The sequence below is a fragment of the Corynebacterium sp. CQ3829_602738 genome (genome assembly GCF_054478435.1).
Genome location: NZ_CM137003.1, coordinates 2,361,130 through 2,387,375, shown reverse-complemented (window position 1 = coordinate 2,387,375; position 26,246 = coordinate 2,361,130). Strand labels below are relative to the sequence as shown.

Here is a 26,246-nt window from a genome sequence, read left to right as displayed (position 1 = left end):
GACGGGCTCCGCCTGAACTACGCAATCGCCACCCCACGCTGCTCAGGCAGCGTAAACGCCGCCGCGCAGGCCAGCGTGAAGGCGGCGGCGAACACGCCGAACACCGCCGTCGAGCCGCCGAAGGCGAGCACCGGCGGAACCACCAGCGGCGCGAGAATTGAGCCGATGCGGCCGAACGCCGCGCCCGCGCCCGTGCCGGTTGCGCGGATAGCGGTGGGGTAGAGCTCCGGGCCGATCGCGTACAGCGCACCCCACGCCCCAAGGTTGAAGAAGCTGAGCAGGCAACCCGCAGCGATGATCTGCCACTCCGTGCTGGCCATGCCGTACGCGAACGCAGCAATCGCCGAGCCCGCGAGGAAACTCGCCAGCGTGGTGCGGCGGCCCCACCGCTCGATGAGCCAGGCGGCCGCGGCGTAGCCGGGCAGCTGCGCCAGGGTGATGATCAGCGTGAAGGTGAACGAGCGAACCAGGGAGAAACCCTGCTCCACCAGCAGGGACGGGATCCAGATGAACGCGCCGTAGTAGGACAGCGACACGCAGAACCAGATAGCCCAAAATGCGGCGGTGCGCCCGCGCAGCTCCGGGCCCCAGATACCGCCATCGACGGGGTGTTCCTGGGCTGGCGCGGCGGTGTCGTACTGCGCGGGGTCAGCCTCGGCCTCGAACTCGCGGACGATCCGTTCGGCTTCGTCGTGCCGCCCCGCTGACTCGAGGAAGCGAACGGATTCCGGCAGTCCCATGCGCACGTAGATGGCGTACATCGCTGGCACCGCGCCGAGCGCGAAGCCCCAGCGCCAGCCGTTGTCGCTCTGCGCCACCACGAAGGTGCCGATGACGGCCGCCATGATCCATCCCACCGCCCAGAACGCCTCTAAGAGCACGACCATGCGCCCCCGGACCTTCCGCGGCGAAAACTCGCTGACCAGTGTGGACGCAACGGGAAGCTCCGCGCCGAGGCCAAGGCCCACCAGGAAGCGGAACACCATCAGCGACGCCACCGACCACGCCAGCGCCGACGCGCCGGTGGCCAGTCCGTAGAGCAAGAGCGTTGCGGCGAAGACTTGGCGCCGGCCGATCTTGTCGGCGAGCAGCCCGCCCAGGCTCGCGCCGATGGCCATGCCCACGAACCCCACCGACGCAATCCACCCCGTAGTGGTGTTGTTCAAATTCCACTGCGCGGCCAGCGCGGCGAGGATGAAGGACACGAGGCCGATGTCCATCGCGTCGAGGGCCCAGCCGATCCCGGAGCCGACCAGCAGGCGCTTGTGTTTCGGGGTGACCGGCAGGCGGTCCAGTCGCTCAGTGCGGGTGAGCTGCGCAGAAGAGTTCATGCGGGGAGTGTAGGGCGCGCTCGCCCGCGCGTTGGCAGTTTTTATTCACCTGCGCCCGACGACACGGAGTTGAACGCCCGCAGCCGCAGCGAGTTCGACACCACGAACACCGAGCTGAACGCCATCGCGATGCCGGCGAGCATCGGGTTGAGAAAGCCCAGCGCCGCCACCGGGATGAGGATGACGTTGTAGGCGAACGCCCAGAACAGGTTGCCCTTGATCGTCTTCAAGGTCTTGCGCGACAGCCTGATCGCGTCCGCCGCGGAGGTCAGCGAGTTGCGCATCAGCGCGATGTCCGCGGCCTCGATGGCCACGTCCGTGCCCGCGCCCATGGCCAAGCCCAGGTCCGCCTGGGCGAGCGCGGCGGCGTCGTTGACACCGTCGCCGACCATGGCCACGTGTTTGCCCTCGGCCTGGAGGCGCTTGACCACCTCCACCTTGTCCTCCGGCAGGACGCCCGCGGTGACGTTAGCCGGGTCGATGCCCACTTCCGCCGCGACGGCCTCTGCCGCGCCGGCGTTGTCGCCGGTGAGCAGGTGAGGTGTAAGCCCCAGCCCGCGCAGCTGCGCCACGGCGTCGGCGGAATCTGCCTTCACGGTGTCGCGCACCGCGACGAACCCGGACAGGGCGCCGTCCACTTCGACGGCCACCGGGGTCGCCCCGGCTCGTTCGGCGTCCTCGAAGGCGCTGGCCAGCCCGCCAAGCGGCAGGGAGGGGCGGCCGACGCGGACCGGGTGGCCGTCGATAAGCGCGGACGCTCCCTTGCCCACCTCATTTTGGAAGTTCTCCGAGGCTGGCACCTCGCTGGCCGCCTCCACGATCGCGCGGGCGATCGGGTGCTCGGAGCCGGTCTCCACGCCGGCGGCGAGCCGCAGCACTTCGTCGGCGTCGAAGCCGTCAGCTGCGACGACGTCCGCAACCCCCATCTCGCCCGACGTGATCGTGCCGGTTTTGTCCATGACCACCGTGTCCACCTGGCGGGTGGATTCGAGCACCTCGGGGCCCTTGATTAGCAGCCCCAGCTGGGCGCCGCGGCCGGTGCCCACCAGGATCGCGGTCGGGGTGGCAAGCCCAAGCGCGCACGGGCAGGCGATGATCAGCACCGCCACCGCCGCGGTGAACGCGTGGGCGACACTGTGGCCCACTAGGAGGTGTCCGGCCAGCGTCACCAGCGCAACCAGCACCACCACGGGCACGAAGACCTGCGAGATTTTGTCCACCAGCCGCTCCACCGGCGCCTTGCCGGCCTGCGCGTCGCGCACGAGCTTGCCCATCTGCGCGAGCGTGGTTTCGGCGCCGACGCGGGTGGCCTCCACCACCAGGCGACCGGAGGTGTTCAGCGTCGCGCCGGTGACCGCGGAGCCCTCGGAGACCTCCACCGGCACGGACTCGCCGGTGAGCATGGATTCGTCCACGGCCGAGTGCCCGGACACCACGCGGCCGTCGGTGGCGATCTTCTCGCCGGGCCGCACGATGAATTGGTCGCCCACCGCCACTTGGGCAATCGGCACGCGCACTTCCTTGCCGCCCCGGATCACGGCGGCGTCCTTGGCGCCCATGTCCAAAAGCTCGCGCAGCGCCTCCGAGGACTGCCCCTTCGCCCGCGTTTCAAACCACCTGCCTAGCAGCAGGAACGTAATCACCACGCACACGGACTCGAGGTAGATCTCGTCCATGCCGGCGTGCGACGGGAAGATGGACATCTCCATGACCATCCCCGGCTCGCCCGCGTTGCCGAAAAACAGCGCCCACACGGACCACAGGTACGCCGCGGACGTGCCCAGCGTGATCAGCGTGTCCATCGTCGCCGCGCCGTGCTTCAGGTTCACCCAGGTCGCGCGGTGAAACACGCTGCCCGCGGCGAAAAACACCAGCGTCGCCGCCGCGAACGCCGCCCACTGCCAGTTGGTGAACTGCAGCGCCGGCACCATGCTCACCAGCATCACCGGCAGCGACACCAGCGCCGCCCAAATCGTGGTGCGTTTCAGCTTTTCGGCTTCCTCCAGGCGGGCATCCTCGAGCTTCTCGCTTGTCGACGCCCCCTTGGCCGCCGCTTCACCCCCCACCGCGTCATCAGTCATTTCAAACGCGTCGTACCCGGCGGAGCGCACTTCGTCGATAAGCACCTGCGACGACGTCTTCGCCGGGTCGAAATCGACGGTGGTCGTCTCGGTGGAGAAGTTCACCGTGGCGTCCACGCCGTCGAGTTTGTTGAGTTTGCGCTGCACGCGCGAAGAGCACGACGAGCAGGTCATCCCCGTGACGCCCAGCTCGACGTGCTGCAATGCTATCGGGGTTTCAGTCATAACCCCCAGCTTAGGCCCGGGTTAGGCCAGTGTGTAACCGGCCTCTTTCACCGCGGCCGCGATGTCGTCGGTGGAAAAGCCGTCGCCCTCGACGGTGACTTTCCCGGTGGTGTGGTCCGCCTTCACAGCGGTCACGCCCGCGACCTCAGAGATCTCCTCCTGCACGCTCATTTCGCAGTGCCCGCAGGTCATGCCCTCAACGTTGAACTCGCGTTCAGCCATGGTGTGTCCTCCTTATATCTCGATTACGTAGCCGGCGTTTTTCGCCGCCTGCACAATATCTTCGTCAGCGAAGGTGAAGCCGACAACGGTGAGGTGCCCGGCCTCGAGGTCCACATCTACCTCGTGGGTGCCGTCCACCAGCGACAGCTCGTCTTTGAGCGAATCGACCGCGACTTCGTCCTTCGGGCCCGAGATCCGGTACGTCTTCGTCATGGCTGCTGCACGCCTCCTGGTTTCCACTCGTTCCAGCCCGGCTTGGAATAGCTCGGACATTGTTAGGGTTGTACCCGTTGCAATCTCTACAACAATAACCAAAAGCTTTAGGGAGCGTACTTTGAGCACGATCGATGTAACCGATGACACTTTCCAGGACACCGTTACCCAAGACGGCATCGTGTTTGTGGACGCATGGGCGGACTGGTGCGGCCCGTGCAAGCAGTTCGCGCCGACCTACGAGAAGGCCTCTGAAAAGCACACCGATGTCACCTTTGCCAAGCTCGACACCGAGGCCAACCAGCAGGTGGCCAGGGGGTTGGACATCCGGGCGATCCCGACGCTGATGGCGTTCCGCGACGGCATCCTGATTTACCAGAACGCTGGCGCCTTGCCGCCGGCCGCGTTGGACGACCTTATCCAGCAGGTCAAGGACCTGGACATGGATGACGTCCGCCGCCAGATTGCCGAGCAGAACGCCTCCGAGCAGTAGGCCTTTTTATTCAGCGCCCGCGAGACGGGCGCTTTTTTCATGCGTACACTTGCCTAACGACGAACCCCACCACCGGAAGGACACTCCAATGGCGAACCCGTTTAGCAAGGGCTGGAAGTACCTCATGCAGTCGTTCGACACCAAGATCGACCAGAACGCAGACCCGAAGGTGCAGATCCAGCAAGCCGTCGCTGCTGCGAAGGAGCAGCACAAGGCGATCTCCGAGCACGCGGCCAACATCATCGGCAACCGGAACCAGCTGCAGATGAAGATGGAACGCCTGATCAAGTCCCAGGAGGACCTGCAGAACAAGGCGCGCACCGCCCTGCAGGCCGCGCAGAAGGCGGAGGCGGCCGGCGACGCCGAGAAGGCGCAGCAGTTCAACAACGCCGCCGAGGTCATCGCCACCCAGCTGGTGTCCGTGGAGCAGGAGCTCGAGCAGACCAAGCAGGCCTACGCGTCCGCCGACCACGCCGCCAAGGAAGCGCAGCAGAAGCAGCAGCAGTCCGAGGCGCACCTGAAGGAGCAGCTCTCCCAGGTCTCTCAGCTCGAGTCCCAGCTCAACCAGGCCCGCATGCAGGAGCAGACGGCCAAGACCATGGACTCGATGAACCAGTTCAACGACGACAACGTGCCCACCCTCGACGGTGTGCGCGACAAGATTGAGCGCCGCTACGCCAACGCCCTGGGCCAGCAGGAGCTGATGAAGGACTCCATGACCGACCGCATGGCCGAGATCGAGTCCGGCTCCACCGACGCTGCCGCCGCCAGCCGTCTGGACCAGATCCGCGCGTCCATGTCCGGCGAGCTCGAGGCCGGCTCCGGCGCGGGCGCCGGTGACGCGGACCGCCAGCTCGAGGCGGGCTCTGGTGAGGGCGAGGGCTCGCAGGGCGAGGGCGCCGACTCGGCCACCGACTCGGCCGCCGAGCAGAAGCCGTCCGGCAGCTCCCGCCGCGTCGCCGCCGACGCCCCGGAGACCTCCAGCACCGACAACGCCAACAACACCGACGACATCCTCGCCGACGCCGAGAAGTACATGCGCGACGAGGACTAACCGCCTCCAACTAGCAGATCACAAACGGCCGCCTGACAGATTACGGCGGCCGTTTGTGCTGACCTGGGGGTCGAGGGGCCGCCTGACAGATTCCGCCACGAAGTGTCGGCGCCCTCTGGCAAGTTTGTTCACTCGCCGGGAGCGGTTTGGTGAATTAGTTCCACTTGGGCGGTTGAATAATTCAATATCCCCAGGTCGCCAAAAACTCACGGCGGGATAGTTCACAAGCGAGTGAACTATCCCGCAATTGGGTCGGAAAAGGCGCCCCGAGGGCCGAAGCCCCGGAGCGCCGCAACACCTCCAGAACCGCGCTAGCTCTCCCGGCGGATGTTGATGAGTACGCCGCGGATGCCGGAGTGGAACCCGTCGCGGAGGTTCACGCGCTGAGTCTCGGACAGGGTGTACTCGTGCAGGGTTTCGCAGGCGAACTGCAGCAGCGGCCGGTCGATTTCCGGGGGCAGCCCGCCGCCGGACAGGAGGTGGGCGTTGTCGCGCTGTTCGCTGGAGGCGGCGTTTTCAAACCACCAGTTGGCGTACTGCTGGCCCACGTCGTAGGGGGTTTGGAAGCCGGCGGAGGTCCACACTTCTTCGGGAAGCGGCACGTAGCGGGAACGCAGCTTGCGGCGCGGGGCCATCATCGACGGCTTCGGCGCAGGCTTGGGGCCGGGCTTCGGCGCGCTCGCAGGCGCGTCCGTGCTGGTGCCGGCGAGCGACGCGGGCGACGGTTTCGCCCCCTCGGCGGGTGCCGACGGGGCCGGGGCCGACGGGGCCGGCGCCGACGGGCGGTCGGGCTCGCTGGAGACGTTCTGGTTGCCGGGCTTGTTCGACTCGTTGTTGGCCTCCACCTGTGCCTCGGAGGGCTCGTCCATCTCTGGTTCGTCCGGGCGGCGGGTGCGTTGTTGCGAGGTCGGGGTGCCCACGATGTCCGACGGCTTCGGGGCGGCAGGGGCGGCGGGTGCGGCAGCAGGCGCCTGTCCCGGCTTCGGGGCGGACGAAGCACCCGCAGAGGCGGCATCCGAAGTAGCGTCCGAATCCGAGTTGTCCCCCGCAGCGCCGGCGTCCGGCCGGAGCGGGTCGGGGCCCAGCCCTGGAACCGCGGTGGGGCCGTCCGCCTCTTCGAGCGGAGCAGCGTCGTTAAGCGGGCGCTCCCTGATGCTGGGCGGAAGCGGGCCCTCGAGCACCTGGAGACGCATGGCGTCGGCGAAGTCCTCGCGCGGGTCGAGGATGGTGGTGCTGTCACAGGCGTGGCGCAGGGCGGAGGACATGGAGTCCCAGCCGAAGCCGTAGAGGTGCATGCGCGCGCCGCGGCTGGTCACTTCCTCGACGCCGGGGATCATGTCCGCGTCGCCGGAGACCAGCACGAAGTCGGTGAATTTTTCGCTCACGCCGTTGACCACGAGGTCGGCGACGAGGCGGGTGTCCACGCCTTTTTGGGTGCGGCGCTCGCCCCACTCGATGAGTTGGCCGGTGCGCAGTTGCACGCCGTCGCAGGTGCGCAGCGCGCGCTGGTAGCGGTGCGGGCCTGAGTCGGGGATGCCGTCGTACCAGAACTGGCGGTGGATTGGTTGGTTGAGCTGGTCGGTGATCATTTTGCCGAGGGTTGCCACAACCTCCGGCAGGTCAATTTCTAACTGTGCGCGGGCGCCGATTTCCCACGAGTTGTAAAAGCTCGCGAGCAGGTATGACGTGTCGACGAACACAAGTGTGCGTTCAAGCATGGCTCCTAAATTCCGATTCTTTTTCGTTACTAAGTTGCGTTACATGCACCATCTTGCCTGAAAAACCTCAGTCATTCCACGTCGTAGTTGTCACGGTTTCCTGCGAACCCGTTGCGCTCGCCCGGGCCCCATGGTAGTTAGTTAGTTACTCGAGTAACTAACCCATCAACCGGGGGGCAGGGCATGAACACTGACGCAGAGCCGCTCTTCGTGCAGATCGCCAGTTTCGTCGCCGACCTCATCGTCGACGGCACCCTGAAGCCCGGCGAGCAAGCACCGTCGACGAATCAGCTCGCCCAGTTCCATGAAATTAATCCCGCGACGGCGCGCAAGGGGCTTGCATTGCTTGTCGACGATCACGTGCTGGAAAAGCGCCGCGGCCTCGGCATGTTCGTCACCGACGGGGCTCGCGACCGCATCTTGGAAAAGCGCCGCGACGACTTTGCCGGCGACTACGTCGCCCCGCTCATCGACGAAGCGCTGCACCTCGGCTACACCCGCTCCAACCTCCATGACCTGATCGACCGCGTCGCAGAAAGCAGAGGCATGTACCAATGACCATCCACACCCGCGACCTCACCCGCCGCTTCGGCTCCAAGGAGGTGCTCACCGGAGTCGACCTGGATCTGGGCCCCGGCATCCACGGCCTGCTCGGCCGCAATGGCGTGGGAAAATCCACGCTGTTGCGGATCGTCGCCGGCCAGCTGAAGCCCACGTCCGGCACTGTCGAGGTCTTCGGCGTGCGCCCCTTCGACAACGCGTTTGTCATGGACAACACCTGCCTGACCGGCGTTGACACCGCCTATCCGGGCGCATGGTCCGGCGCGGACGTGATCAAGGGCGCGCGCCTGCGCTACCGCACCTGGAACCAGCAGCTTGCCAGCGACCTGACCGCCGACTTCGCCATGGACCAGGCACTGGAAACCCGCTACGAGAAGCTTTCCCGCGGCCAGCGCGCCATGGTCGCCATCGTCATCGGCCTGGCATCCGGCACCGATCTTCTGCTCCTGGACGAGCCCTACGTCGGCCTGGACACCCACAACACCGACGTGTTCTACCGCCACCTGTTGGCCCAGGCCGAGACCGGCCGCACCATTGTCATGGCCACCCACCACATCGATGACGCGGCGAAGGTGCTGGATACGGCGGTGATTCTGGGGCGTGAGGGGGTCGTCGCAAAGCAATGTGCCCCCGAGGATGCCGACAGCTTCGCGGTGGCTGGAGGGGAGCTTTTGCCTATCGACGCCGCTTCGCGCCATGCCCGCCCCGCCCACTTCGACGACCTCATCGAGCACTACCTGGAGGTGTACTGATGAACACGACCCTGCTCGGATTCTTCCGTCACCAGTTCGTCGCCCCCTCGCTGTATAGGCTGCTGTGGATGGTGCCGCTGGCGGTGATGTTCGGCCTCGGCGCGGCGATTACGGACCATCCGCTTACTGCGGTGATGACACCTGCGATGGTGACCCTGTTTGTGATTGGTGCGCTGTCGATGGAGGAGACGGCGTACATGGCGTACGGGATGCCCCGGGCCTGGCGGCTGCGCCTGACTGCGATGGCCGTGGTGCCCGCGGTTGTGTTGGGTGCGGTTGTTGCGCTGCTGCTGCGACCCGATTGGGTTGGCGTGCTGGGCGCCCTGGGTGCGCTGGCGATCGGTCTGCTTATGGGGCAGCGCTTTGTCACCGGCGAAGTGCCGGAAGGGCGCGAACGCGTTCGCGGGCGCCTGGGGTCTGGCGGCTTCCTTGTCGAGTTGGTGTGGAAACCGCAGCTGCTGTGGGCTTTGGGTATCGCGGCGGCGCACTGCGTGACGCTGTACCTGGCCAGCTTCATCGGTAGTGAGCCTTTGAGGATCTGGATCGGGGCGTTGCCGCTGCTGGTGTGGTACGGCATGTATTGCATACACGGCTCAGGGATCGGCGGCCCGGACGTCGGCGCTAGCTATGGCGTGCCGCGGCGGCGCTGGCTTGCGGTGTCGCTGGCGGCCTCGGTGGTGTCGGTGCTGGTTTACCTGTTGATTGTTGGCTTTGTCTCGCACTTGAGCTGGGCCGCGGTTGCGGTCGGGGCCGCGGGCGCGTTCGCCTGCGCGGTGCTGGGGTCGGCGATGAAGGTGCGACGCAGCGGTATGGGGCTGCTGCCGGCGATGTTCCTAGCCATCCCGGTCTCGCGGACTGCGGACGTGTCGTCCTTCATGGACGGGGAGGCCTTGTACTGCCTGGTGGTCTCCGGGGTTTTCCTGCTCATCGGTGTTGGCATGCACGCCGCGTTCTTGGGTGGCTATATGAACCCGAAACAAGCACGTAAGAATGTGTAGAAAATAGGCTGTGCGCTGCGGGTTTGTGTTGTGTGTGGGGTGTGTGTAACTTATATCGAGTCAGCGAGACCGACAACGCCCCGCTGGAAGGTGAGATTCTTTCCGGTTTGTGTGGCGGGCAGGAAAACAATCGCTGGCAGATTCCAAAGTCACTTGAGGCTGGCTCACTGTTGTGTGGGTTGGTTTGGGTGTGCTGGTGTTGTTTGAGAACTCGATAGTGTGCCAATGTACTTTTGTTGCGTGGGTGTGTTTGCCTGCCTTGTTTTGTGCACTGTGTGGTGTGTGCCTTTTTGTGGGTGTGTGCCGGTGGTGGCGTGGTTGAATTCCAATGACTAATCGCGTCATCTGTTTGGTTCATAGTGTGCGTGGGGTGTGGTTGAACATGTTTCACGTATATTTTTTGGCCGACCCCCTTTGTTTTGACCCCGTCGGGTTGGGGGTTGGTTGTTTGAACCTTTGTAATTTTTGGATTTTGCCAGTCCAGCATTTTGTGTTGGTTGGTTTGTTTTTGGTTGGGTTTGGGCTTTTCACGGCCTGTTTCTGCTGAAACTGTTTTTGTGGAGAGTTTGATCCTGGCTCAGGATGAACGCTGGCGGCGTGCTTAACACATGCAAGTCGAACGGAAAGGCTCCTGCTTGCAGGGGTACTCGAGTGGCGAACGGGTGAGTAACACGTGGGTGATCTGCCCTGCACTTCGGGATAAGCCTGGGAAACTGGGTCTAATACCGGATAGGACGATGGTTTGGATGCCATTGTGGAAAGTTTTTTCGGTGTGGGATGAGCTCGCGGCCTATCAGCTTGTTGGTGGGGTAATGGCCTACCAAGGCGTCGACGGGTAGCCGGCCTGAGAGGGTGTACGGCCACATTGGGACTGAGATACGGCCCAGACTCCTACGGGAGGCAGCAGTGGGGAATATTGCACAATGGGCGCAAGCCTGATGCAGCGACGCCGCGTGGGGGATGACGGCCTTCGGGTTGTAAACTCCTTTCGCTAGGGACGAAGCGCAAGTGACGGTACCTGGAGAAGAAGCACCGGCTAACTACGTGCCAGCAGCCGCGGTAATACGTAGGGTGCGAGCGTTGTCCGGAATTACTGGGCGTAAAGAGCTCGTAGGTGGTTTGTCGCGTCGTTTGTGTAAGCCCGCAGCTTAACTGCGGGACTGCAGGCGATACGGGCATAACTTGAGTGCTGTAGGGGAGACTGGAATTCCTGGTGTAGCGGTGGAATGCGCAGATATCAGGAGGAACACCGATGGCGAAGGCAGGTCTCTGGGCAGTAACTGACGCTGAGGAGCGAAAGCATGGGTAGCGAACAGGATTAGATACCCTGGTAGTCCATGCCGTAAACGGTGGGCGCTAGGTGTGAGTCCCTTCCACGGGGTTCGTGCCGTAGCTAACGCATTAAGCGCCCCGCCTGGGGAGTACGGCCGCAAGGCTAAAACTCAAAGGAATTGACGGGGGCCCGCACAAGCGGCGGAGCATGTGGATTAATTCGATGCAACGCGAAGAACCTTACCTGGGCTTGACATACACCAGACCGGGCCAGAGATGGTCTTTCCCTTTGTGGTTGGTGTACAGGTGGTGCATGGTTGTCGTCAGCTCGTGTCGTGAGATGTTGGGTTAAGTCCCGCAACGAGCGCAACCCTTGTCTTATGTTGCCAGCACGTTATGGTGGGGACTCGTGAGAGACTGCCGGGGTTAACTCGGAGGAAGGTGGGGATGACGTCAAATCATCATGCCCCTTATGTCCAGGGCTTCACACATGCTACAATGGTCGGTACAACGCGTCTGCGAGCCTGTGAGGGTGAGCTAATCGCTGTAAAGCCGGTCGTAGTTCGGATTGGGGTCTGCAACTCGACCCCATGAAGTCGGAGTCGCTAGTAATCGCAGATCAGCAACGCTGCGGTGAATACGTTCCCGGGCCTTGTACACACCGCCCGTCACGTCATGAAAGTTGGTAACACCCGAAGCCAGTGGCCTGTCATGGGAGCTGTCGAAGGTGGGATCGGCGATTGGGACGAAGTCGTAACAAGGTAGCCGTACCGGAAGGTGCGGCTGGATCACCTCCTTTCTAAGGAGCTTTTATTTGTGTGCCCACAGTTGTGGGTGTTGTTTTGTGTGGTTGAGTCGCCGAGTGTGCGACTGCCACGAAAGTATTTTGCCGGGTGGAGACACACCTGAAGGTCATGGTGGCACCGTCTGGATGGTGGTGCGGCTGGGCTGAGAAGGGGTTGTGCTCACATGGTGCCTGGTTGGTGGTCACACCGGTTTGCGTGACAAAAGAGTATGCGTTGGTGCACTGTTGGGTGTCTGGGGCAGCACAAGGTTGTTCCTGTTGGGCTCTCATGTGGGCTGGCCACGTTGGTTGTGGTTGGTTGTGTGTGGGGGTTGTGTTGTGTGAGAACTGTATAGTGGACGCGAGTATCTTTCTTTTTTGTGTTTTGGTGTTTGTACCTTGATTGTTTGTGTGTCCGTGTGTTTTGTTACGGGCGTATGGTGGATGCCTTGGCATGCTGAGCCGATGAAGGACGTGTGAGGCTGCGTTATGCCTCGGGGAGTTGCCAACAAAGCGTTGATCCGAGGATGTCCGAATGGGGAAACCCAGCACCAGTTGTGTGGTGTTACCCGCAGGTGAATACATAGTCTGTGTGGGGGTTGACGCGGGGAAGTGAAACATCTCAGTACCCGTAGGAGAAGAAAACAATTGTGATTCCGTGTGTAGTGGCGAGCGATAGCGGATGAGGCTAAACCGTGTGCGTGTGATACCTGGCAGGGGTTGCGTGTGCGGTGTTGTGGGGCGCAAATGGTGCAGGCTGTCAACTGCACGCGCAATGCATATACATCAGCGGAAGCATCTGGGATGGTGCGCCGGAGTAGGTGAAAAGTCCTGTACGTGAAGGTGTGTGTGGTTGTGTTGTTTGTGTTTTTCCCCGAGTAGCAGCGGGCTCGTGGAATCTGCTGTGAATCTGCCGGGACCACCCGGTAAGCCTAAATACTCAGTGTGACCGATAGTGAATTAAGTACCGTGAGGGAATGGTGAAAAGTACCCCGGGAGGGGAGTGAAAGAGTTCCTGAAACCATGCGCTTACAATCCGTCAGAGCACCGTTTGTGTGTGATGGCGTGCCTTTTGAAGAATGAGCCTGCGAGTCAGCGGCATGTCGCGAGGTTAACCCGATTGTGGGGTAGTCGTAGCGAAAGCGAATCCGAATAGGGTGGCAAGTGGCATGTCCTGGACCCGAAGCGGGGTGATCTACCCATGGCCAGTGTGAAGCAGCTGTAAGAGGTTGTGGAGGCGCGAACCCACTTAGGTTGAAAACTGAGGGGATGAGCTGTGGGTAGGGGTGAAAGGCCAATCAAACTCCGTGATAGCTGGTTCTCCCCGAAATGCATTTAGGTGCAGCGTGATGTGAGCTTGCCGGAGGTAGAGCTACTGGTTGGTTGAGCGGGACTATCATCTTAGCGACGTCAGCCAAACTCCGAATACCGGTGAAGTGGTGCATTGCAGTGAGACTGTGGGGGATAAGCTTCATAGTCGAGAGGGAAACAGCCCAGATCGCCGGTTAAGGCCCCTAAGGGTGTGCTAAGTGGAAAAGGATGTGGGATCGCGAAGACAGCCAGGAGGTTGGCTTAGAAGCAGCCATCCTTGAAAGAGTGCGTAATAGCTCACTGGTCGAGTGGTTCCGCGCCGACAATGTAGTGGGGCTCAAGCACACCGCCGAAGCCGCGGCAACAGTTTTCTGTTGGGTAGGGGAGCGTCGTGTGTGGGGTGAAGCCGTACCGGAAGGAGCGGTGGACTGCATGCGAGTGAGAATGCAGGCATGAGTAACGAATGGCAAGTGAGAATCTTGCCCGCCGGATGACTAAGGGTTCCTGGGTCAAGTTCGTCTTCCCAGGGTGAGTCGGGTCCTAAGGCGAGGCCGACAGGCGTAGTCGATGGTTAACGGGTTGATATTCCCGTACCCGTATATGCGCGCCCAGTATCGAAGCGGTGATACTAACCACCCTGACCCGCCGACCGTTGCCATCCTTTTAGGATGGTTGGTTGGCGGTGATGCGTGGGGCCTGATCCGTTGTAGGTCAGTGATGGGGTGACGCAGTGAGGTAGCCGAGCCGCTGATTGGATTGCGGTGCAAGCGTGTGGCACGACACCATGGTAAATCCTGGTGTTTTTTGTGTGAGGCGTGATGCGTAGCCCATAGTTGGGTGATGTTGGTGATCCTGGACTGCCGAGAAAAGCCTCTAGCGATGTGCGTATACGGCCCGTACCCATAACCGACACAGGTGGTCAGGTAGAAAATACTCAGGCGAGCGGGTGAACTGTGGTTAAGGAACTCGGCAAAATGCCCCCGTAACTTCGGGAGAAGGGGGACCTGCACTAGTCAAGCACTTCACGTGCGGCAGCTGGTGTGGGTCGCAGAGAAGAGAGGGGAGCGACTGTTTATCAAAAACACAGGTCCGTGCGAAGACGGTTAAGTTGATGTATACGGACTGACGCCTGCCCGGTGCTGGAAGGTTAAGAGGACCTGTTAGGACGTCATGTCCGAAGCGGAGAATTTAAGCCCCAGTAAACGGCGGTGGTAACTATAACCATCCTAAGGTAGCGAAATTCCTTGTCGGGTAAGTTCCGACCTGCACGAATGGCGTAACGACTCCCCTGCTGTCTCAACCACAGGCCCGGTGAAATTGCAGTACGAGTAAAGATGCTCGTTTCGCGCGGCAGGACGAAAAGACCCCGGGACCTTCACTATAGCTTGGTATTGGCATTCGGTGCGGTTTGTGTAGGATAGGTGGGAGACTGTGAAGCATGCACGCCAGTGTGTGTGGAGTCGTTGTTGAAATACCACTCTGACCGTAGTGGATATCTAACCTTGGCCCATGATCTGGGTTGGGGACAGTGCCTGGTGGGTAGTTTAACTGGGGCGGTTGCCTCCCAAAATGTAACGGAGGCGCCCAAAGGTTCCCTCAGCCTGGTTGGCAATCAGGTGTTCAGAGTGTAAGTGCACAAGGGAGCTTGACTGCGAGACTGACTAGTCGAGCAGGGACGAAAGTCGGGACTAGTGATCCGGCACCTACTTGTGGATGTGGTGTCGCTCAACGGATAAAAGGTACCCCGGGGATAACAGGCTGATCTTCCCCAAGAGTCCATATCGACGGGATGGTTTGGCACCTCGATGTCGGCTCGTCGCATCCTGGGGCTGGAGTAGGTCCCAAGGGTTGGGCTGTTCGCCCATTAAAGCGGCACGCGAGCTGGGTTCAGAACGTCGTGAGACAGTTCGGTCTCTATCCGCCGCGCGCGTTGAAACTTGAAGAAGGCTGTCCCTAGTACGAGAGGACCGGGACGGACGTACCTCTAGTGTGCCAGTTGTTCCGCCAGGAGCACGGCTGGTTGGCTACGTACGGGAGGGATAACCGCTGAAAGCATCTAAGCGGGAAGCCTGTTTTAAGATGAGGTTTCATTTGAGGTTCCCAGAAGACGACTGGGTTGATAGGCCGGACCTGGAAGCACAGTAATGTGTGGAGGCGACCGGTACTAATACACCAATAAACACACTTCGCCACACACCAATCACATGGGTGTGAACACCGCGAAACAACACAACAAAGCAAAACACTTGCGTCCACTGTGCAGTCACTGACACAACACACCAACACCACACACGGTGTTGGCCGAAAATTCAATTGCATACTGCTGACATGATCAGCCGTACACGCCCCAAAAGGTGTGTCGGTGGTTGATGGCGGCGGGGAAACGCCCGGTCCCATTCCGAACCCGGAAGCTAAGCCCGCCCGCGCCGATGGTACTGCCCCCGGGAGGGAGTGGGAGAGTAGGTTACCGCCGACCCAACAACTTCACACACAGCACCCGCCACACAAACCCCCATGGTTTGTGCGGCGGGTGCCTTTGCTTTTGTCATGCCCGAACCTTTACAGGTGCCGGCTGGTGGGGTGGCCTACACAGCTGTCCGCATTGCGGACACCCACACCCGCACCAACGATGGGTGCACACCCAGGGTGTGTAAAACTCGGCGACATCGCCACCTGCCCTTTGCCGCGACCAGCACAAACACACCTCGATCGGACGACTTTTACAGGTTGCGTCCCTTAGTGTGGTGTAACGCTTGCTGATGGTGGGCCCTGCGAAATAGTGGGGCGGCCACCGTCGGTAACCTTTCGACTCAACTACCACATCTCACCAAAAGGCACATGACGATGACCGCTGCACCACATTCTATCGACCCTGCAACCTACCTGGATGATCTGCTCGCCCAAGCCTCCCCGGATCTGATGCGGCAGATGCTGCAAGGGTTTATCAACCAGATCCTCTCCGCCCAGGCCGACACCGTCTGCGGCGCCGAATACGGCGTCGCTTCTGAACAGCGGGTCAACCACCGCAACGGGTACCGCCACCGCGAGCTCGACACCCGTGTCGGCACGATCGATGTGGCAGTACCGAAGCTGCGCCACGGCGCGTTCTTCCCGGACTGGCTGTTAGAACGCCGTTCGCGTGCGGAACGCGCACTATCAACGGTGATTGCCACGTGCTACCTCAAGGGGGTCTCCACCCGCAGAATGAACGACCTCGTTGCCACGCTGGGGATTAACAACCTGTCGAAATCGCAAGTCTCACGCATGGCGGAAGAACTCGACGAGATGGTCGCCGATTTCAAAAACCGCCCACTCGATCCCGGCGGCTACGCCTACTTGTCGTGCGACGCGTTGACGATCAAAGTGCGCGAAGGCGGCCGTGTGGTCAAATGCTCCGTGCTGCTAGCTACCGGGGTCAACGCCGACGGGTATCGCGAAATGCTCGGCATGCACGTCGCCACGGCCGAGTCGAATGCCTCCTGGAAGGGCTTCTTCCAGGACCTGAAAGCCCGGGGACTGACCGGCGTCTTCCTAATCACCAGTGACGCCCACGAAGGTATTCAGCACGCGATATCTGAAGTGCTGCCCGATGCGTCGTGGCAGCGCTGCCGCACCCATTTCGCGAAGAACCTCTACGAGAAAGTCCCCAAGACCCAGTGGCCGATGGTTTCAGCAATGTTCCAGACCATCTTCCAGCAACCTGACGCTGATTCCACCTGGGCCCAAGCCCGCGAAGTGGTCGATCTATTAGAACCGAAATTCCCACAAGTTTCGGCGTATCTGGAGGAATCCCTCGATGAAGTGCTGGCGTTTACCGCAGCGCCGAAACCGGTCTGGACAAAGGTGTGGTCGAACAACCCCACCGAGCGGTTAAACAGAGAAATCCGCCGGCGCACCGACGTTGTGGGCATCTTCCCGAATCGGGAATCGATCATCCGGCTTGTCGGGGCGGTTCTTGCCGAGCAGCACGACGATTGGATCCAGCAAAAACGCTACATGTCACTATCCGCACTCGAACAAACCAAACACCTCATGCACCGCACAGGAGACGACCATGGTGACCACCACCAGCTAACCGCCTAACCAAACACCGAACTTCATACCGAGCCGAAAGCACCAACGGCTACACCACTACACGGGACTTGACCCAGACACCATCCCGCGGGGAGGAGCTCCGCACGGTGCAGGGCGTGCTTGAGAACGCCTTGAGCTTGATCCTGCGCTACCCGGCGGAGCTGACCGTGGCGGGCCGAACGGATGCGGGGGTGCACGCCTCCGGTCAAGTGGCGCATGCGGATATCCCAGTGGCATCGCTGGACCAGCGGTCGATTGAGGGGGATCCGGGGCGGTTGGTGCGTCGATTAGCGAAAATGCTTGAGCCTGATGTGCGTGTTTCGGCTGTGTCCGCCGCGCCCGACGGCTTCGACGCGCGTTTCTCCGCGTTGACGCGCACGTACCGCTACCGGGTGACCACCGCGGACGGCGGGGCATTGCCTCTGCGCGTGCGCGACACCGCCGTGTGGCCGAAGAAAGTGGACCTCGACGCCGCGCAGCAGTTCGCGAATGCGGTGGTGGGGCTGCATGATTTCGCCGCATTCTGCAAAGCGCGCCCGCACGCCACCACGATCCGGAAAGTCCACTCCTTCGAATGGCGTGACATCTCCACCGACGAGGAACCGGAACTCTACGAGGCGGTCATTGTCGCCGATGCGTTCTGTTGGCACATGGTCCGCGCGCTCGTGGCGACCTGTCTCGACGTCGGTTCCGGCAAGCGTGACGACGACTGGGCTGCCGCACTGCTGGGGGCGAAGGAGCGCTCGCCGGCGGTGCGCCTGGCACCCGCAAACGGGTTGACCTTGATGCGCATTGACTATCCGGCGGACGACGAACTCGCAGCTCGTGCGACGGTGACGCGCGACCGGCGCGACGCTTCGGAGGTGCACTCCGAGTCACCCCGTGCAACGGAATAAACTGCTTGGGCAGGAATCGTCCGAAAGAGTTGCCCGGAGGTAGAACGCATGGATGCAGTCGGCGCCGTGTGGCTGGCCATCGCTGTGTTCACCCTGCCGGGACTCATCTTCGCGTGGGTCGCGGGCGCGAAACTGCCCGCTGCCGCTGCGGCATCCTTGCCCGCGACCTTCGGCATCGTCGGGCTGGGCAGCTGGCTGTACGGCGCGATGGGAATCCGCTTCGGGTGGCCGTCCTTCATCGTGTTCTTAGTGCTCATGCTGTGCCTGGCGGCCGGGTGGCGCTACGCATTCGCGCGACGGGCGAAAAAGCGCGCCGCGAAGAACTGGGTGCGCGCCCTGTGGCCGGGTGACTGGCGGCGCGGCAGCATCGCCGACCCGTCGTGGGTGCTCCCCGGCGCCGGTGTTGTGGCCGGCGTGTGGATGCTGATCGCGAAACAGCTCGAACTCCAGTCGAAGGTGCCTGGCCAGCTGAACAATATTGTCCAGGGCTGGGACATCCAATGGCACGTCAATGCCGTGCGTTTCATCATGGAAGAAGGCATCGCCTCACCCACCCGGATGGGCGAGCTGCAGAACCCTGAAACGCACATCGACCTGTTCTACCCGTCCGCGTTCCACGCCGCGACCGCGCTGTTCGCCAAAGCTGGCGGCCTCGCCCCTGTGGAGGCAGTGAACTTGGCATCGATCGTTCTCCCGAGTCTCGCCCTGCCCGCCGGCGCCGCGGGACTGGCATGGGCGATGGCGCGCGGCCACGGCATGGTCGCGCAGATCGCCGCGGGCTTGGCCGCCATCGGTGTGTACGCGGCTCCGGTCTTGGTATGGATCGGCGATTTTGTGGGCATGCGCCCCTACATCGTCGCGATCGGCCTGTCCGGCCTCGTCATCGCACTGTTCCACCAGGTGCCGCGTTACCGGGCACTGGCCCTGCCGACGCTGTTCGCCTTCCTGGGCATGATGCAGGTCCACCCGTCGGCCGTACTCGTGGTGGTGCTCGCCGTCCTGCTGTACTGGGCGACGTACCTGGTGTGGCGCCCGGACCGCTCGCGCGTCGGCGATGTCCTCTGGTTGGCCATCCCGGCGCTTGGCGCGACGGTGGCGTTCCTCCCGCAGCTGCTCGCCGGCCAGGCTCAGTCGGGGGAAGTGAACACCTGGGACGCGCGTGAGAATGTCACCGCTGAGGAGGCCTGGGACAAGGCGTTCATGATGGAGACCCGCCACGTGGGCGAGTTCTTCCCCGATTTCGACCCCACCATCTTGCTGTGGCTCGCCGGTTTCGGTGCCATCGCCATGGTGGTGTGGCGAGGGCAGGTCTGGGCGCCGGTGTTCTACGGGATCATGGTGGCCACCACCGCGCACGCGCTGCACCCGTTCGACGGGATGTGGGAACCGCTTTTGACCATGCTGGGCGCGCCGCACTACAACTCGGCGCACCGCATCGTCACCGTTGTGGCGCTGACCGTCATCGCCGGTGCTGCCGTCGGTGCGGCCGTGATCATCCGCGTCTTCACGCTCGCGCCCATCGCCGCCCGCTACGGCACCCGCCCGTGGGTGTGGGGCACCTCGCTCGCATCAGCCGTGCTCGCTGCGCTGACCGGGTGGGGTGCTGGCGCCTGGGCGACCACCGTCGCCGTCGACGGCGCCGAAATGTCATTCGACGCCTCCCGCCTCAACGACCGCATGGTCGACGACGACCAGATGACCGCCTATGCGTGGCTCGGCTCCCGACCGGAAGCGCAGGAGGGGCTCGTTATGGGTGAATCCACCGACGGCTACTCCTGGGCCTATGCCATCAACGGCGTCCCCACCGTCGCCCGCCACTACCTGTGGCCCAACGGCGGGATGGGCGTCGACTCGAACCTGCTCGCCGACCGCGCCGGCCAGCTCGGCGCCGGTGAACGCGGCCGACCGAACGAGAAATCGCCCGCCGACGACGCCGCTGCCGACCTGGGCGTCCGCTTCATCGTCTCCTCCGGCAACACCTTTTGGCCCGGGCCCAAGAACTGGCAGGTGGACAAGGCCCTGTGGACCACCCCCGGCGTCACGCCCGTCTACCAGCGCGGCCGCGTGACCATCTTCGCCGTCAACGCGCAGCTCACCCCAGCTGAGATCAAGGAACTCCAGCGCGACGCCGTCGCCAACGGCGGCTCCACCGAACTGCCTGAGCTGACTCCGACGAGTGAGGAGCTGGCGGCCGCGGACGTCGAATAGCGTTGCGCATTTCAGTGCGCATTTTCGGGTTGAAGCCCGCCCCGCATGCGCTTAGCGTCGTTTAAAGAAGCCATTGCTAATCGACGGGGGGCGTCCACATGGCTCAGCACACTCATGCCATTTCGGGGGAGACAAAGCAGGCGCGCAGGCTGTTGCCGACGACGCGTTCACAGGTGTCCGGGCACCGTTTCATGCGCCGGCGCGTGGAGCACGGGCTCATCTACGGGGATATCCGGATGATTCATGATCCGTTGGCGGCGAGGCGGCGTTCGGCGATCTTCGGGATTGTCGCGGTGGCGCTCATCGCGGCGGGTTCAGGGCTGTTCGCGTGGTTGCGGCCGAATCCGGATCCGGGCGCGGCGGCGATTCTGCGGGCCAACGACGGGGCGATGTACGTGCGGGTCGGGGAGGTGGTGCACCCGGTGACGAACCTGACGTCGGCACGTCTGATCGCAGGCAGCGCGGAGGAGCCGCAGCGCGTGGGGGAGGAGCGGCTCACCGAGATGCCGCGCGGTGTGCCGTTGGGCATCGCCACGGCGCCGGCGATGTTCGCGCCGGGCGACGCGGAGGATGCTGCGTGGTCGGCGTGCGAGGGGCAGGAGCGTGTCACGGTTGTCGCCGGGGAACCGGTGCAGCAGCTCGCCGACGGTCAGGCTGTCGCGGTAACCCAGGGCGGGACCGAGTGGATGCTCACCAATGAGGGGCGCGCAAAACTTCCGTCAGACAGCGATGCACAGGGCAGGCTGATCCGACGCGCCCTGGGCATCGACGCGCGGGTCGTCCGCGCAGACATCAGCGCGCCGGTGCTGTCCGCGATCCGCGAACTTCCGCCGGTCCGCCTGCCGCACCCATTGCCGCGCCTGTTGCTCGCCGACGGCACCGATGAAGCATGGGCTGTCACACAGCACGGCGGCATTCAGCCCGTTTCGGAATTGCAGAAGCAGTTGCTTATCGACGCCGCCGCCCCCACCTCAACCTCTTCCCCCTCCCAGATCGCCGCGTATCCGGATGCCCAAGTCCCGCTAGATATCGCCGTTCCGGAGAAAGCGCCGGAGTGGGTTGATCCACAAGGATCGGCCGTGTGCGTGACGGAGTCAGGCTCTGTTGCACTCGTTGCCCCAGATTCGGATGTCTTGACCGCAGGATCGGTCGAGCTGTCCGGTGATAGCCCCGCGACCCATTTCGTCGGCTTAGCCTCCGGTGCTGTCGGCGTCGACACCGGTGCCGGCTACCACGTTGTGTCCGCTTCAGGTCAGCGCCATCTGGTGGATACCAGGGACAACCTCGATGTCGTCGGCGCACTGCACGTGGACACCGTTCCGTGGAGCATCCTCAGCCTCCTGCCCGAAGGCCCGGACCTCACACGCGAGGCAGCGCTGACCGCGACCTACTGATAGCGCTGCCGCGCCAGCCAATCTGGTCTCGGCGCTCCACCCTCGCGGCGAGTTTTAACCGTGGTGAATGGAGCGATGCCGGGGCCGGCCCTGGAGGAGTATCCGTCGAAAAGCGCCCACTGCGACAGCAAGGGCGGCGACGAGCACGACGCTTGCCACCGTGAAACTGCTTCGGTGTGGGGCAGCGGAATCAATGGTCTCAATTGGGCGTGCACGCAGCGGTGTGGTGTCGGCTCTCTGCTCGCGTTCGACGAATGAGACAGCCCGCAGCGGGTCGACGGCCCCTCCCTGCGGTTCCGCGGAGGCGGTGATCATGATAGTCAGTGCAGCTAATCAGGCGGCTTCAAAGGCATTCGGCGAGCGGTAGCCGGACCATGAGTGCAAACGTTTCGTGTTGTACCGGGTGCACCACCGAAACACATCCCGGCGGCACACCAGCTGACTTGGAAAAACAGGCTCATCCTGAAGGACTTCCCGCTTCAGTGACGCGTTGAACGACTCCGCCAACGAGTTATCCGCACTCGTCCCGATCGCTCCCATCGACTGGGTGACGCCGAACTACTCACACAACCTCCGGTACTGCTCAGAGGTATAAACACTGCCGTGATCCGAGTGGAAAATCGCCCCATTCAGGTCTCCTCGTACCTTCCAGGCCATCGTCGGGGCTTCGGATGATAATCCGCATATCTGTGGGGTATTTGTCGAGGTTAATGCCCAGTGCTTCCCCGGCCCAGGATCGCATCCGGGAAGTGATGTCTGCGACATAAGCGTCCGTGGTGTCGCTGACCGTACCGCCCGCGCGGATGATGCCTTGTTTGATGCCCTCGCCGAGCGTGGAGGCGATGTCGCCGATCTGCCAGGTCACCGGCAACCCCACCGAATACGCCAGGCCTTGTTGGTTGAGGTGTCCCAGAAAGGCCTGGGATCCGCCGGCGGAATCCGTGCGTATCAGCAAACGCTTCCCCCACTCCTGACCATCGACGCGGTTGGGGATCGCGGCCAAGGCCTGGTCGAGGACGTCCTTGTGGTCGTCGGCGGTATTCGAGCCGACGTTGTCCGGACGCAGCAGGACGGCTGCGGGTTCACCGGTCAGCCCGTCGCCGTGGTCGATGATCGCGCACAGCGGGTGGAACCCGTAGTGCTTCTTCCAGGTCGGGGCCGCTTTTTCCTTGTCTGAGTGGGCGAGGATTTCCGTCGCGTCCAGGTCCAGAACCAACGGAGCATCGGTGCTGGCCGCGGCGGCGGGGTTGCGGGCACCGCAGGCGGTCCAGTCCGCGGTACGGGCTGTTTTCATGCCGGCCAGCACCGCGGTTGTGCCGGCACCGGCAGCTTCGTCGTCGTGGTCGGCGAGTTCCTTGCGGCGGCGGTGCACCGTGGAGTGCGACGGCACCTGGTCGACCAGGCCGGTGGCCACCAACGGGCCCAGGAGATCAACATCGCCTGCGTCGTCCCCGCTGAGGGCCAGTGCCAGGGCCAGTGCGGTCATGGTGTGCAGCAGGTTCGGGTTCTGTCACTCGGCCAGTTCCACGTCGATGGCATCGGCGACTTTGACGGCGTCGGCGGTGGCGGCCAATAACATGAGTCCGGCGTTCGAGCACAGTTGAGCAGGAGCGGGGTACCGACATGGAAGCTGGTAGTCTTCACCCTGAAGGTGATCCCTTCGAGCAGGCAAATTGTGACATCAACAACTACTAATTTGCCTGGTCAATGGTCACTTTCCTTGGATCTTCACCACGTGTCAGTCGGCTTCCCGTGAAAACACCGGGTTACCTTCTCGAATATGTTGACCGACAGTGAACGACTCCTCATTTTTTAACGCAGAAGTTGACGTGACCACCCGAGGTATTGCGGACTTTTGTCCGGAACGTCCTCTTCCGCCCCCTGAATGGGGCTGACCTGCACTAATACTACTTTTGGGGGATCGACGTGAGCGTTGGCCCGGGTGATGGGGTCCGCTCAGCGCCACTCCGACATCGCGTCATCGCGCAGGAAACGGCCCGTGGCCGCCACCGCCGGTCCCGAGGACTCCGCCCCGGCGACGAAGGTGCAGAACGCCAGGTCACCCTTGATGCCGGCGAACCAGCCGTGGGCGGGCCGGTTGCCCCCGACCTCCGCGGTCCCGGTCTTGCCGCCGAGACCGTGGATGTCGCTCAGGCTGGCGGCGGTCCCGGAGTCCACCGTCTCCGCCATCATCGCGCGCAGGGCCCGCACTGTCGCCGGGTCGAGCGGCTCGGGGTCCTGATCGGCGGTGGTCTCCTCACCCTGGATCAGGGTCGGCAGCACCATCCGGCCGTTGTTGCCCAGGGAGGCCTCCATGACGGCCAGCCCGAAGGGGGAGGAGAGGACCTCGCCCTGGCCGATGGCGGCCTCCACCCGGGCCGCGCCGGGCTCGGTGACGGGGACGGAGCCGGTCACCGAGTTCATGCCGGGCGCGGTGAAGTCCACGCCCAGTCCGAGACGCGCCGCCGTGTTCCTCATGTCGTCCGGCTCCAGATCCTGGGAGATGAAACCCTGGGTGGTGTTGCAGGACTGGGCGAAGGCCTGCGTCATGGAGACGTCCCCGAGGGCGAAGTTGCCGTCGTTGGGGATGACGCGGCCATCGATCTCCGCGGTGGCGGGGCAGGCGACGGTGGAGTCGGGTACCACGGTGCCGCGTTCGAGGGCGGCGGCGGTGGTCACCGTCTTGAAGGTGGAGCCGGGCGGGTACAGCCCGCTCAGCGAGACGGGGCCGAGGGCGTCGGCGGCGTCGTTCTGCGCGACGGCGATAACCCCGCCGGTGGAGGCGCTGAGGGCGACGATCGCCGCGGGCTGCTCGATCGGCTCCAGGGCCCGCTTCGCGGCCGTCTGCACCCCGAGGTCCATCGTGGTGCGCACGGGTTCGCTCTCCTCCGGTTCCACCTGCCCCAGGATGGTCGTGCCGGTGGGGGAGGTGGCCTGGAGGGTCCAGCCGGCGTCGGCCGTGATCTTCTCCGACCAGTAGTCGCGCAGGCCGCCGTCCACCGGGGAGGCAGTGTCCCGGGTGGGGCCGAGCATGCGGCCCTCCTCCCGCAGGTCCAGTCCCTTGATCGCCCGCAGGGCGTCCCCTATCACGGCGAAGTCCCGCTCTCGGAGGGTGAACAGCCCCACCGGGGAGCCGTCCCCGGACTCGATCTGGGCGGTGACGGATTCGGCGGTGGAGGTCGGCACGACCGGGCGGACGGCGGCGGCGATCTCCCCGGCCCGCGGGATCAGCTCCGGGCCCGCGGAGACGACGGTGACAGGTGTCCAGGACAGGATGTCGGTGCCGTTGCGGTCGGTCACCGGCAGAGTGAAGGTCTTGTCGTCGGAGTAGAGGAAGCGGCTGTCCCCGTTCAGCTCCGTGGAGAAGATCCGCTTGTCCCAGGTGATGAGGTCGCTGTCCTGTTCGGAGAGGGTGATCGTCCCGGTGGTAGTGGACTCATCGCCATTCGGGACGGTCCAGGTGGCGGTGATCTCGGTGGCGCCGTCCTCCTCGCCGCCGGCGTCCAGTTCCACGCTGGTCCCGCCGATGCCCGCGCGCAGCTGCTCCAGGTCGGCTGCGGCCCGGGCGGGATCGTCGCTGAGTGTGGCGGCACCGGCGTCGTCACCGGCGTTGAAGGCGGCGACGAACTCGTCCACCGCGTCCCGGAACCAGGGCACGGTGCAGGAGGAGAGCGCGAGCGCCGTAGCGGCGAGCAGGGCGGAGACACGGACAGTGGTGCGGGTGGTCATGCCGGATGAGATTAGGCCCACGGGCTCACCGCTACCACGTTCCCGCACGACTTCCGGCCAGTCGGGAGACGAATATCGCCTGTTCGGCGGGGAGTTCTCCGGTGGGAAATCTCAGCGCGACATGCGCAGTTCATCGACGAGTAACCGGGCGATGCGGCCGATCGCGGCGTCCGCGGCCGCGAGGTTCGGGCCGCTGCGGGCTGAACGGGTGATCACGGCGACGACGATGGGTGCCTCCTCGTCGACGGCCACCACGGAAACCTCGCCACGCACGGGGCCGATCGTCCCGGTCTTGCCGTGGAAGCGCACGCCCCCGGCGGGGAAGCCGGAGGGGATCCGGTGGCCCCACACCTGCTGCCCGAGCACGGTCCGGGCGAAGGCACGGGAGACCCCGGTGAGATCCGGGCCCGTCCAGATCCAGTCCAGCAGGCGGCACAGCTGGCGTGGGGTGCTCACCGAGCGGTAGGTGGCCGGATCCTGGTGGACCCGGGGGTAGGAGGCCAGCAGCCGGATCGCCTCGCTGGCCGCGGAGCCGTCCTCTGGAAGGGCCGGGAGTTCGGACTCGGTGGTGCCCGGGGCGACGATCGTGGTGTCCTCGAGATTCGCCAGGGAGACGACCTCCCCGACCAGGCCCGGTGGGAGACGCCGCTGCAGCACCCGGGCGGCGATGCTGTCGGAGAGCACCACCATCTGACGCACCAGATCCCGCAGGCTCATCGTCACGGGATCGGCGAACAGCCCCACTCCCGGGGTCCCGACCGGGCCGTCATCCGTGCTGAGCGTCACCGCGTCGAGCGGATTCAGCAGCCCGCGGTCCACGGCTAGGCAGAAGGCGGCCAGGAGGTGGACCTTGTACATCGACGAGATGCTGGTCTGACTGTCGGCGCCGACCCCGACGCCGGCCGCCTCCTCGCCGACCGGGTGCGCCCA

At 63.7% G+C, this 26,246-nt stretch carries 17 protein-coding genes, 3 rRNA genes and 1 pseudogene; 12 read left to right on the top strand and 9 right to left on the bottom strand.

Annotation, left to right across the window (positions count from 1 at the left end):
* Positions 1 to 17: 17 nt before the first annotated feature.
* The 4 genes from ACX1NL_RS11400 to ACX1NL_RS11385 are packed head-to-tail and all read right to left on the bottom strand — an operon-like array spanning position 18 to position 4,072.
* The gene (locus ACX1NL_RS11400; RefSeq protein ID WP_458898216.1) at positions 18 to 1,331 is read right to left on the bottom strand and encodes an MFS transporter; all 1,314 of its coding nucleotides are present in this window, start codon (positions 1,329 to 1,331) and stop codon (positions 18 to 20) included.
* A gap of 41 nt (positions 1,332 to 1,372) precedes the next feature.
* Entirely contained in the window at positions 1,373 to 3,637 is a 2,265-nt protein-coding gene (locus tag ACX1NL_RS11395) for a heavy metal translocating P-type ATPase (RefSeq protein ID WP_458898215.1), read from the bottom strand.
* A gap of 21 nt (positions 3,638 to 3,658) precedes the next feature.
* Positions 3,659 to 3,859, bottom strand: coding sequence for a heavy-metal-associated domain-containing protein (locus tag ACX1NL_RS11390; protein WP_301614897.1), 201 nt, complete (start codon positions 3,857 to 3,859; stop codon positions 3,659 to 3,661).
* Positions 3,860 to 3,871: 12 nt separating this feature from the next.
* A complete protein-coding gene (locus ACX1NL_RS11385; protein WP_070472153.1) occupies positions 3,872 to 4,072 on the bottom strand; it encodes a heavy-metal-associated domain-containing protein in 201 nt (66 codons plus the stop codon).
* A 121-nt stretch (positions 4,073 to 4,193) separates the two neighbouring features.
* Here ACX1NL_RS11385 and ACX1NL_RS11380 point away from each other — a divergent pair, with 121 nt between their 5' ends.
* Together ACX1NL_RS11380 and ACX1NL_RS11375 are read left to right on the top strand one after the other, a co-directional pair.
* Positions 4,194 to 4,565: a thioredoxin family protein gene (locus tag ACX1NL_RS11380; protein WP_181889294.1), complete on the top strand. Its 372-nt coding sequence runs from the start codon at positions 4,194 to 4,196 to the stop codon at positions 4,563 to 4,565.
* Positions 4,566 to 4,653: 88 nt separating this feature from the next.
* Positions 4,654 to 5,619: a PspA/IM30 family protein gene (locus ACX1NL_RS11375; protein ID WP_181889293.1), complete on the top strand. Its 966-nt coding sequence runs from the start codon at positions 4,654 to 4,656 to the stop codon at positions 5,617 to 5,619.
* 311 nt (positions 5,620 to 5,930) lie between these two features.
* On the opposite strand, the gene ACX1NL_RS11370 is transcribed toward ACX1NL_RS11375, so the two are convergent.
* The gene (locus ACX1NL_RS11370) at positions 5,931 to 7,337 is read right to left on the bottom strand and encodes an NYN domain-containing protein (protein ID WP_458898214.1); all 1,407 of its coding nucleotides are present in this window, start codon (positions 7,335 to 7,337) and stop codon (positions 5,931 to 5,933) included.
* Positions 7,338 to 7,520: 183 nt separating this feature from the next.
* Here ACX1NL_RS11370 and ACX1NL_RS11365 point away from each other — a divergent pair, with 183 nt between their 5' ends.
* The 10 genes from ACX1NL_RS11365 (at position 7,521) to eccB (ending at position 21,587) form a co-directional block, all read left to right on the top strand.
* Positions 7,521 to 7,895, top strand: coding sequence for a GntR family transcriptional regulator (locus ACX1NL_RS11365; protein WP_458898213.1), 375 nt, complete (start codon positions 7,521 to 7,523; stop codon positions 7,893 to 7,895).
* On the top strand, positions 7,892 to 8,650 hold the full coding sequence (locus tag ACX1NL_RS11360; protein ID WP_458898212.1) for an ATP-binding cassette domain-containing protein: 759 nt from the start codon (positions 7,892 to 7,894) through the stop codon (positions 8,648 to 8,650). Before ACX1NL_RS11365 ends, ACX1NL_RS11360 begins: the two co-directional genes overlap by 4 nt.
* Positions 8,650 to 9,648 carry a hypothetical protein gene (locus tag ACX1NL_RS11355; RefSeq protein ID WP_458898211.1) on the top strand — a complete coding sequence of 333 codons (999 nt, stop codon included), beginning with the start codon at positions 8,650 to 8,652 and terminating at the stop codon, positions 9,646 to 9,648. Before ACX1NL_RS11360 ends, ACX1NL_RS11355 begins: the two co-directional genes overlap by 1 nt.
* A gap of 554 nt (positions 9,649 to 10,202) precedes the next feature.
* Positions 10,203 to 11,719 (top strand): 16S ribosomal RNA (locus ACX1NL_RS11350).
* A 402-nt stretch (positions 11,720 to 12,121) separates the two neighbouring features.
* Positions 12,122 to 15,202: ribosomal RNA gene (locus tag ACX1NL_RS11345) — 23S ribosomal RNA — on the top strand.
* Positions 15,203 to 15,373: 171 nt separating this feature from the next.
* Positions 15,374 to 15,491, top strand: a 5S ribosomal RNA gene (rrf, locus tag ACX1NL_RS11340).
* The 16S, 23S and 5S rRNA genes sit together here, the layout of an rRNA operon.
* Positions 15,492 to 15,859: 368 nt before the next feature.
* Entirely contained in the window at positions 15,860 to 17,098 is a 1,239-nt protein-coding gene (locus tag ACX1NL_RS11335) for an IS256 family transposase (protein ID WP_458898199.1), read from the top strand.
* A 59-nt stretch (positions 17,099 to 17,157) separates the two neighbouring features.
* A complete protein-coding gene (locus tag ACX1NL_RS11330; RefSeq protein ID WP_458898210.1) occupies positions 17,158 to 17,985 on the top strand; it encodes a tRNA pseudouridine synthase A in 828 nt (275 codons plus the stop codon).
* Positions 17,986 to 18,033: 48 nt separating this feature from the next.
* Positions 18,034 to 20,193 carry a DUF6541 family protein gene (locus tag ACX1NL_RS11325; protein ID WP_458898209.1) on the top strand — a complete coding sequence of 720 codons (2,160 nt, stop codon included), beginning with the start codon at positions 18,034 to 18,036 and terminating at the stop codon, positions 20,191 to 20,193.
* 98 nt (positions 20,194 to 20,291) lie between these two features.
* A complete protein-coding gene (gene eccB / locus ACX1NL_RS11320; RefSeq protein ID WP_458898208.1) occupies positions 20,292 to 21,587 on the top strand; it encodes a type VII secretion protein EccB in 1,296 nt (431 codons plus the stop codon).
* Between the two features lie 333 nt (positions 21,588 to 21,920).
* Here eccB and ACX1NL_RS11315 read toward each other — a convergent pair.
* From ACX1NL_RS11315 to ACX1NL_RS11300, 4 genes and pseudogenes are all read right to left on the bottom strand, one after another.
* A pseudogene (locus tag ACX1NL_RS11315) lies at positions 21,921 to 22,265 on the bottom strand (integrase core domain-containing protein); the annotation flags it as partial.
* Complete coding sequence (locus tag ACX1NL_RS11310; protein WP_087117185.1) at positions 22,171 to 23,073, bottom strand: transposase; 903 nt, start codon at positions 23,071 to 23,073, stop codon at positions 22,171 to 22,173. The gene ACX1NL_RS11310 and the pseudogene ACX1NL_RS11315, both read right to left, overlap by 95 nt.
* A 470-nt stretch (positions 23,074 to 23,543) precedes the next feature.
* Entirely contained in the window at positions 23,544 to 25,316 is a 1,773-nt protein-coding gene (locus ACX1NL_RS11305; protein ID WP_458898207.1) for a penicillin-binding transpeptidase domain-containing protein, read from the bottom strand.
* A 111-nt stretch (positions 25,317 to 25,427) separates the two neighbouring features.
* A complete protein-coding gene (locus tag ACX1NL_RS11300) occupies positions 25,428 to 26,174 on the bottom strand; it encodes a serine hydrolase (protein ID WP_458898934.1) in 747 nt (248 codons plus the stop codon).
* Positions 26,175 to 26,246: the final 72 nt, after the last annotated feature.

What these genes read in the sequence shown, in the direction of transcription:
- ACX1NL_RS11385 (WP_070472153.1), bottom strand. Translation starts at nt 4,072, where the DNA reads ATGACGAAGACGTACCGGATCTCGGGCCCGAAGGACGAAGTCGCGGTC.
- ACX1NL_RS11400 (WP_458898216.1), bottom strand. Translation starts at nt 1,331, where the DNA reads ATGAACTCTTCTGCGCAGCTCACCCGCACTGAGCGACTGGACCGCCTG.
- ACX1NL_RS11395 (WP_458898215.1), bottom strand. Translation starts at nt 3,637, where the DNA reads ATGACTGAAACCCCGATAGCATTGCAGCACGTCGAGCTGGGCGTCACG.
- ACX1NL_RS11310 (WP_087117185.1), bottom strand. Translation starts at nt 23,073, where the DNA reads ATGACCGCACTGGCCCTGGCACTGGCCCTCAGCGGGGACGACGCAGGC.
- ACX1NL_RS11360 (WP_458898212.1), top strand. Translation starts at nt 7,892, where the DNA reads ATGACCATCCACACCCGCGACCTCACCCGCCGCTTCGGCTCCAAGGAG.
- ACX1NL_RS11300 (WP_458898934.1), bottom strand. Translation starts at nt 26,174, where the DNA reads ATGTACAAGGTCCACCTCCTGGCCGCCTTCTGCCTAGCCGTGGACCGC.
- ACX1NL_RS11335 (WP_458898199.1), top strand. Translation starts at nt 15,860, where the DNA reads ATGACCGCTGCACCACATTCTATCGACCCTGCAACCTACCTGGATGAT.
- eccB (WP_458898208.1), top strand. Translation starts at nt 20,292, where the DNA reads ATGGCTCAGCACACTCATGCCATTTCGGGGGAGACAAAGCAGGCGCGC.
- ACX1NL_RS11390 (WP_301614897.1), bottom strand. Translation starts at nt 3,859, where the DNA reads ATGGCTGAACGCGAGTTCAACGTTGAGGGCATGACCTGCGGGCACTGC.
- ACX1NL_RS11365 (WP_458898213.1), top strand. Translation starts at nt 7,521, where the DNA reads ATGAACACTGACGCAGAGCCGCTCTTCGTGCAGATCGCCAGTTTCGTC.
- ACX1NL_RS11305 (WP_458898207.1), bottom strand. Translation starts at nt 25,316, where the DNA reads ATGACCACCCGCACCACTGTCCGTGTCTCCGCCCTGCTCGCCGCTACG.
- ACX1NL_RS11375 (WP_181889293.1), top strand. Translation starts at nt 4,654, where the DNA reads ATGGCGAACCCGTTTAGCAAGGGCTGGAAGTACCTCATGCAGTCGTTC.
- ACX1NL_RS11355 (WP_458898211.1), top strand. Translation starts at nt 8,650, where the DNA reads ATGAACACGACCCTGCTCGGATTCTTCCGTCACCAGTTCGTCGCCCCC.
- ACX1NL_RS11370 (WP_458898214.1), bottom strand. Translation starts at nt 7,337, where the DNA reads ATGCTTGAACGCACACTTGTGTTCGTCGACACGTCATACCTGCTCGCG.
- ACX1NL_RS11325 (WP_458898209.1), top strand. Translation starts at nt 18,034, where the DNA reads ATGGATGCAGTCGGCGCCGTGTGGCTGGCCATCGCTGTGTTCACCCTG.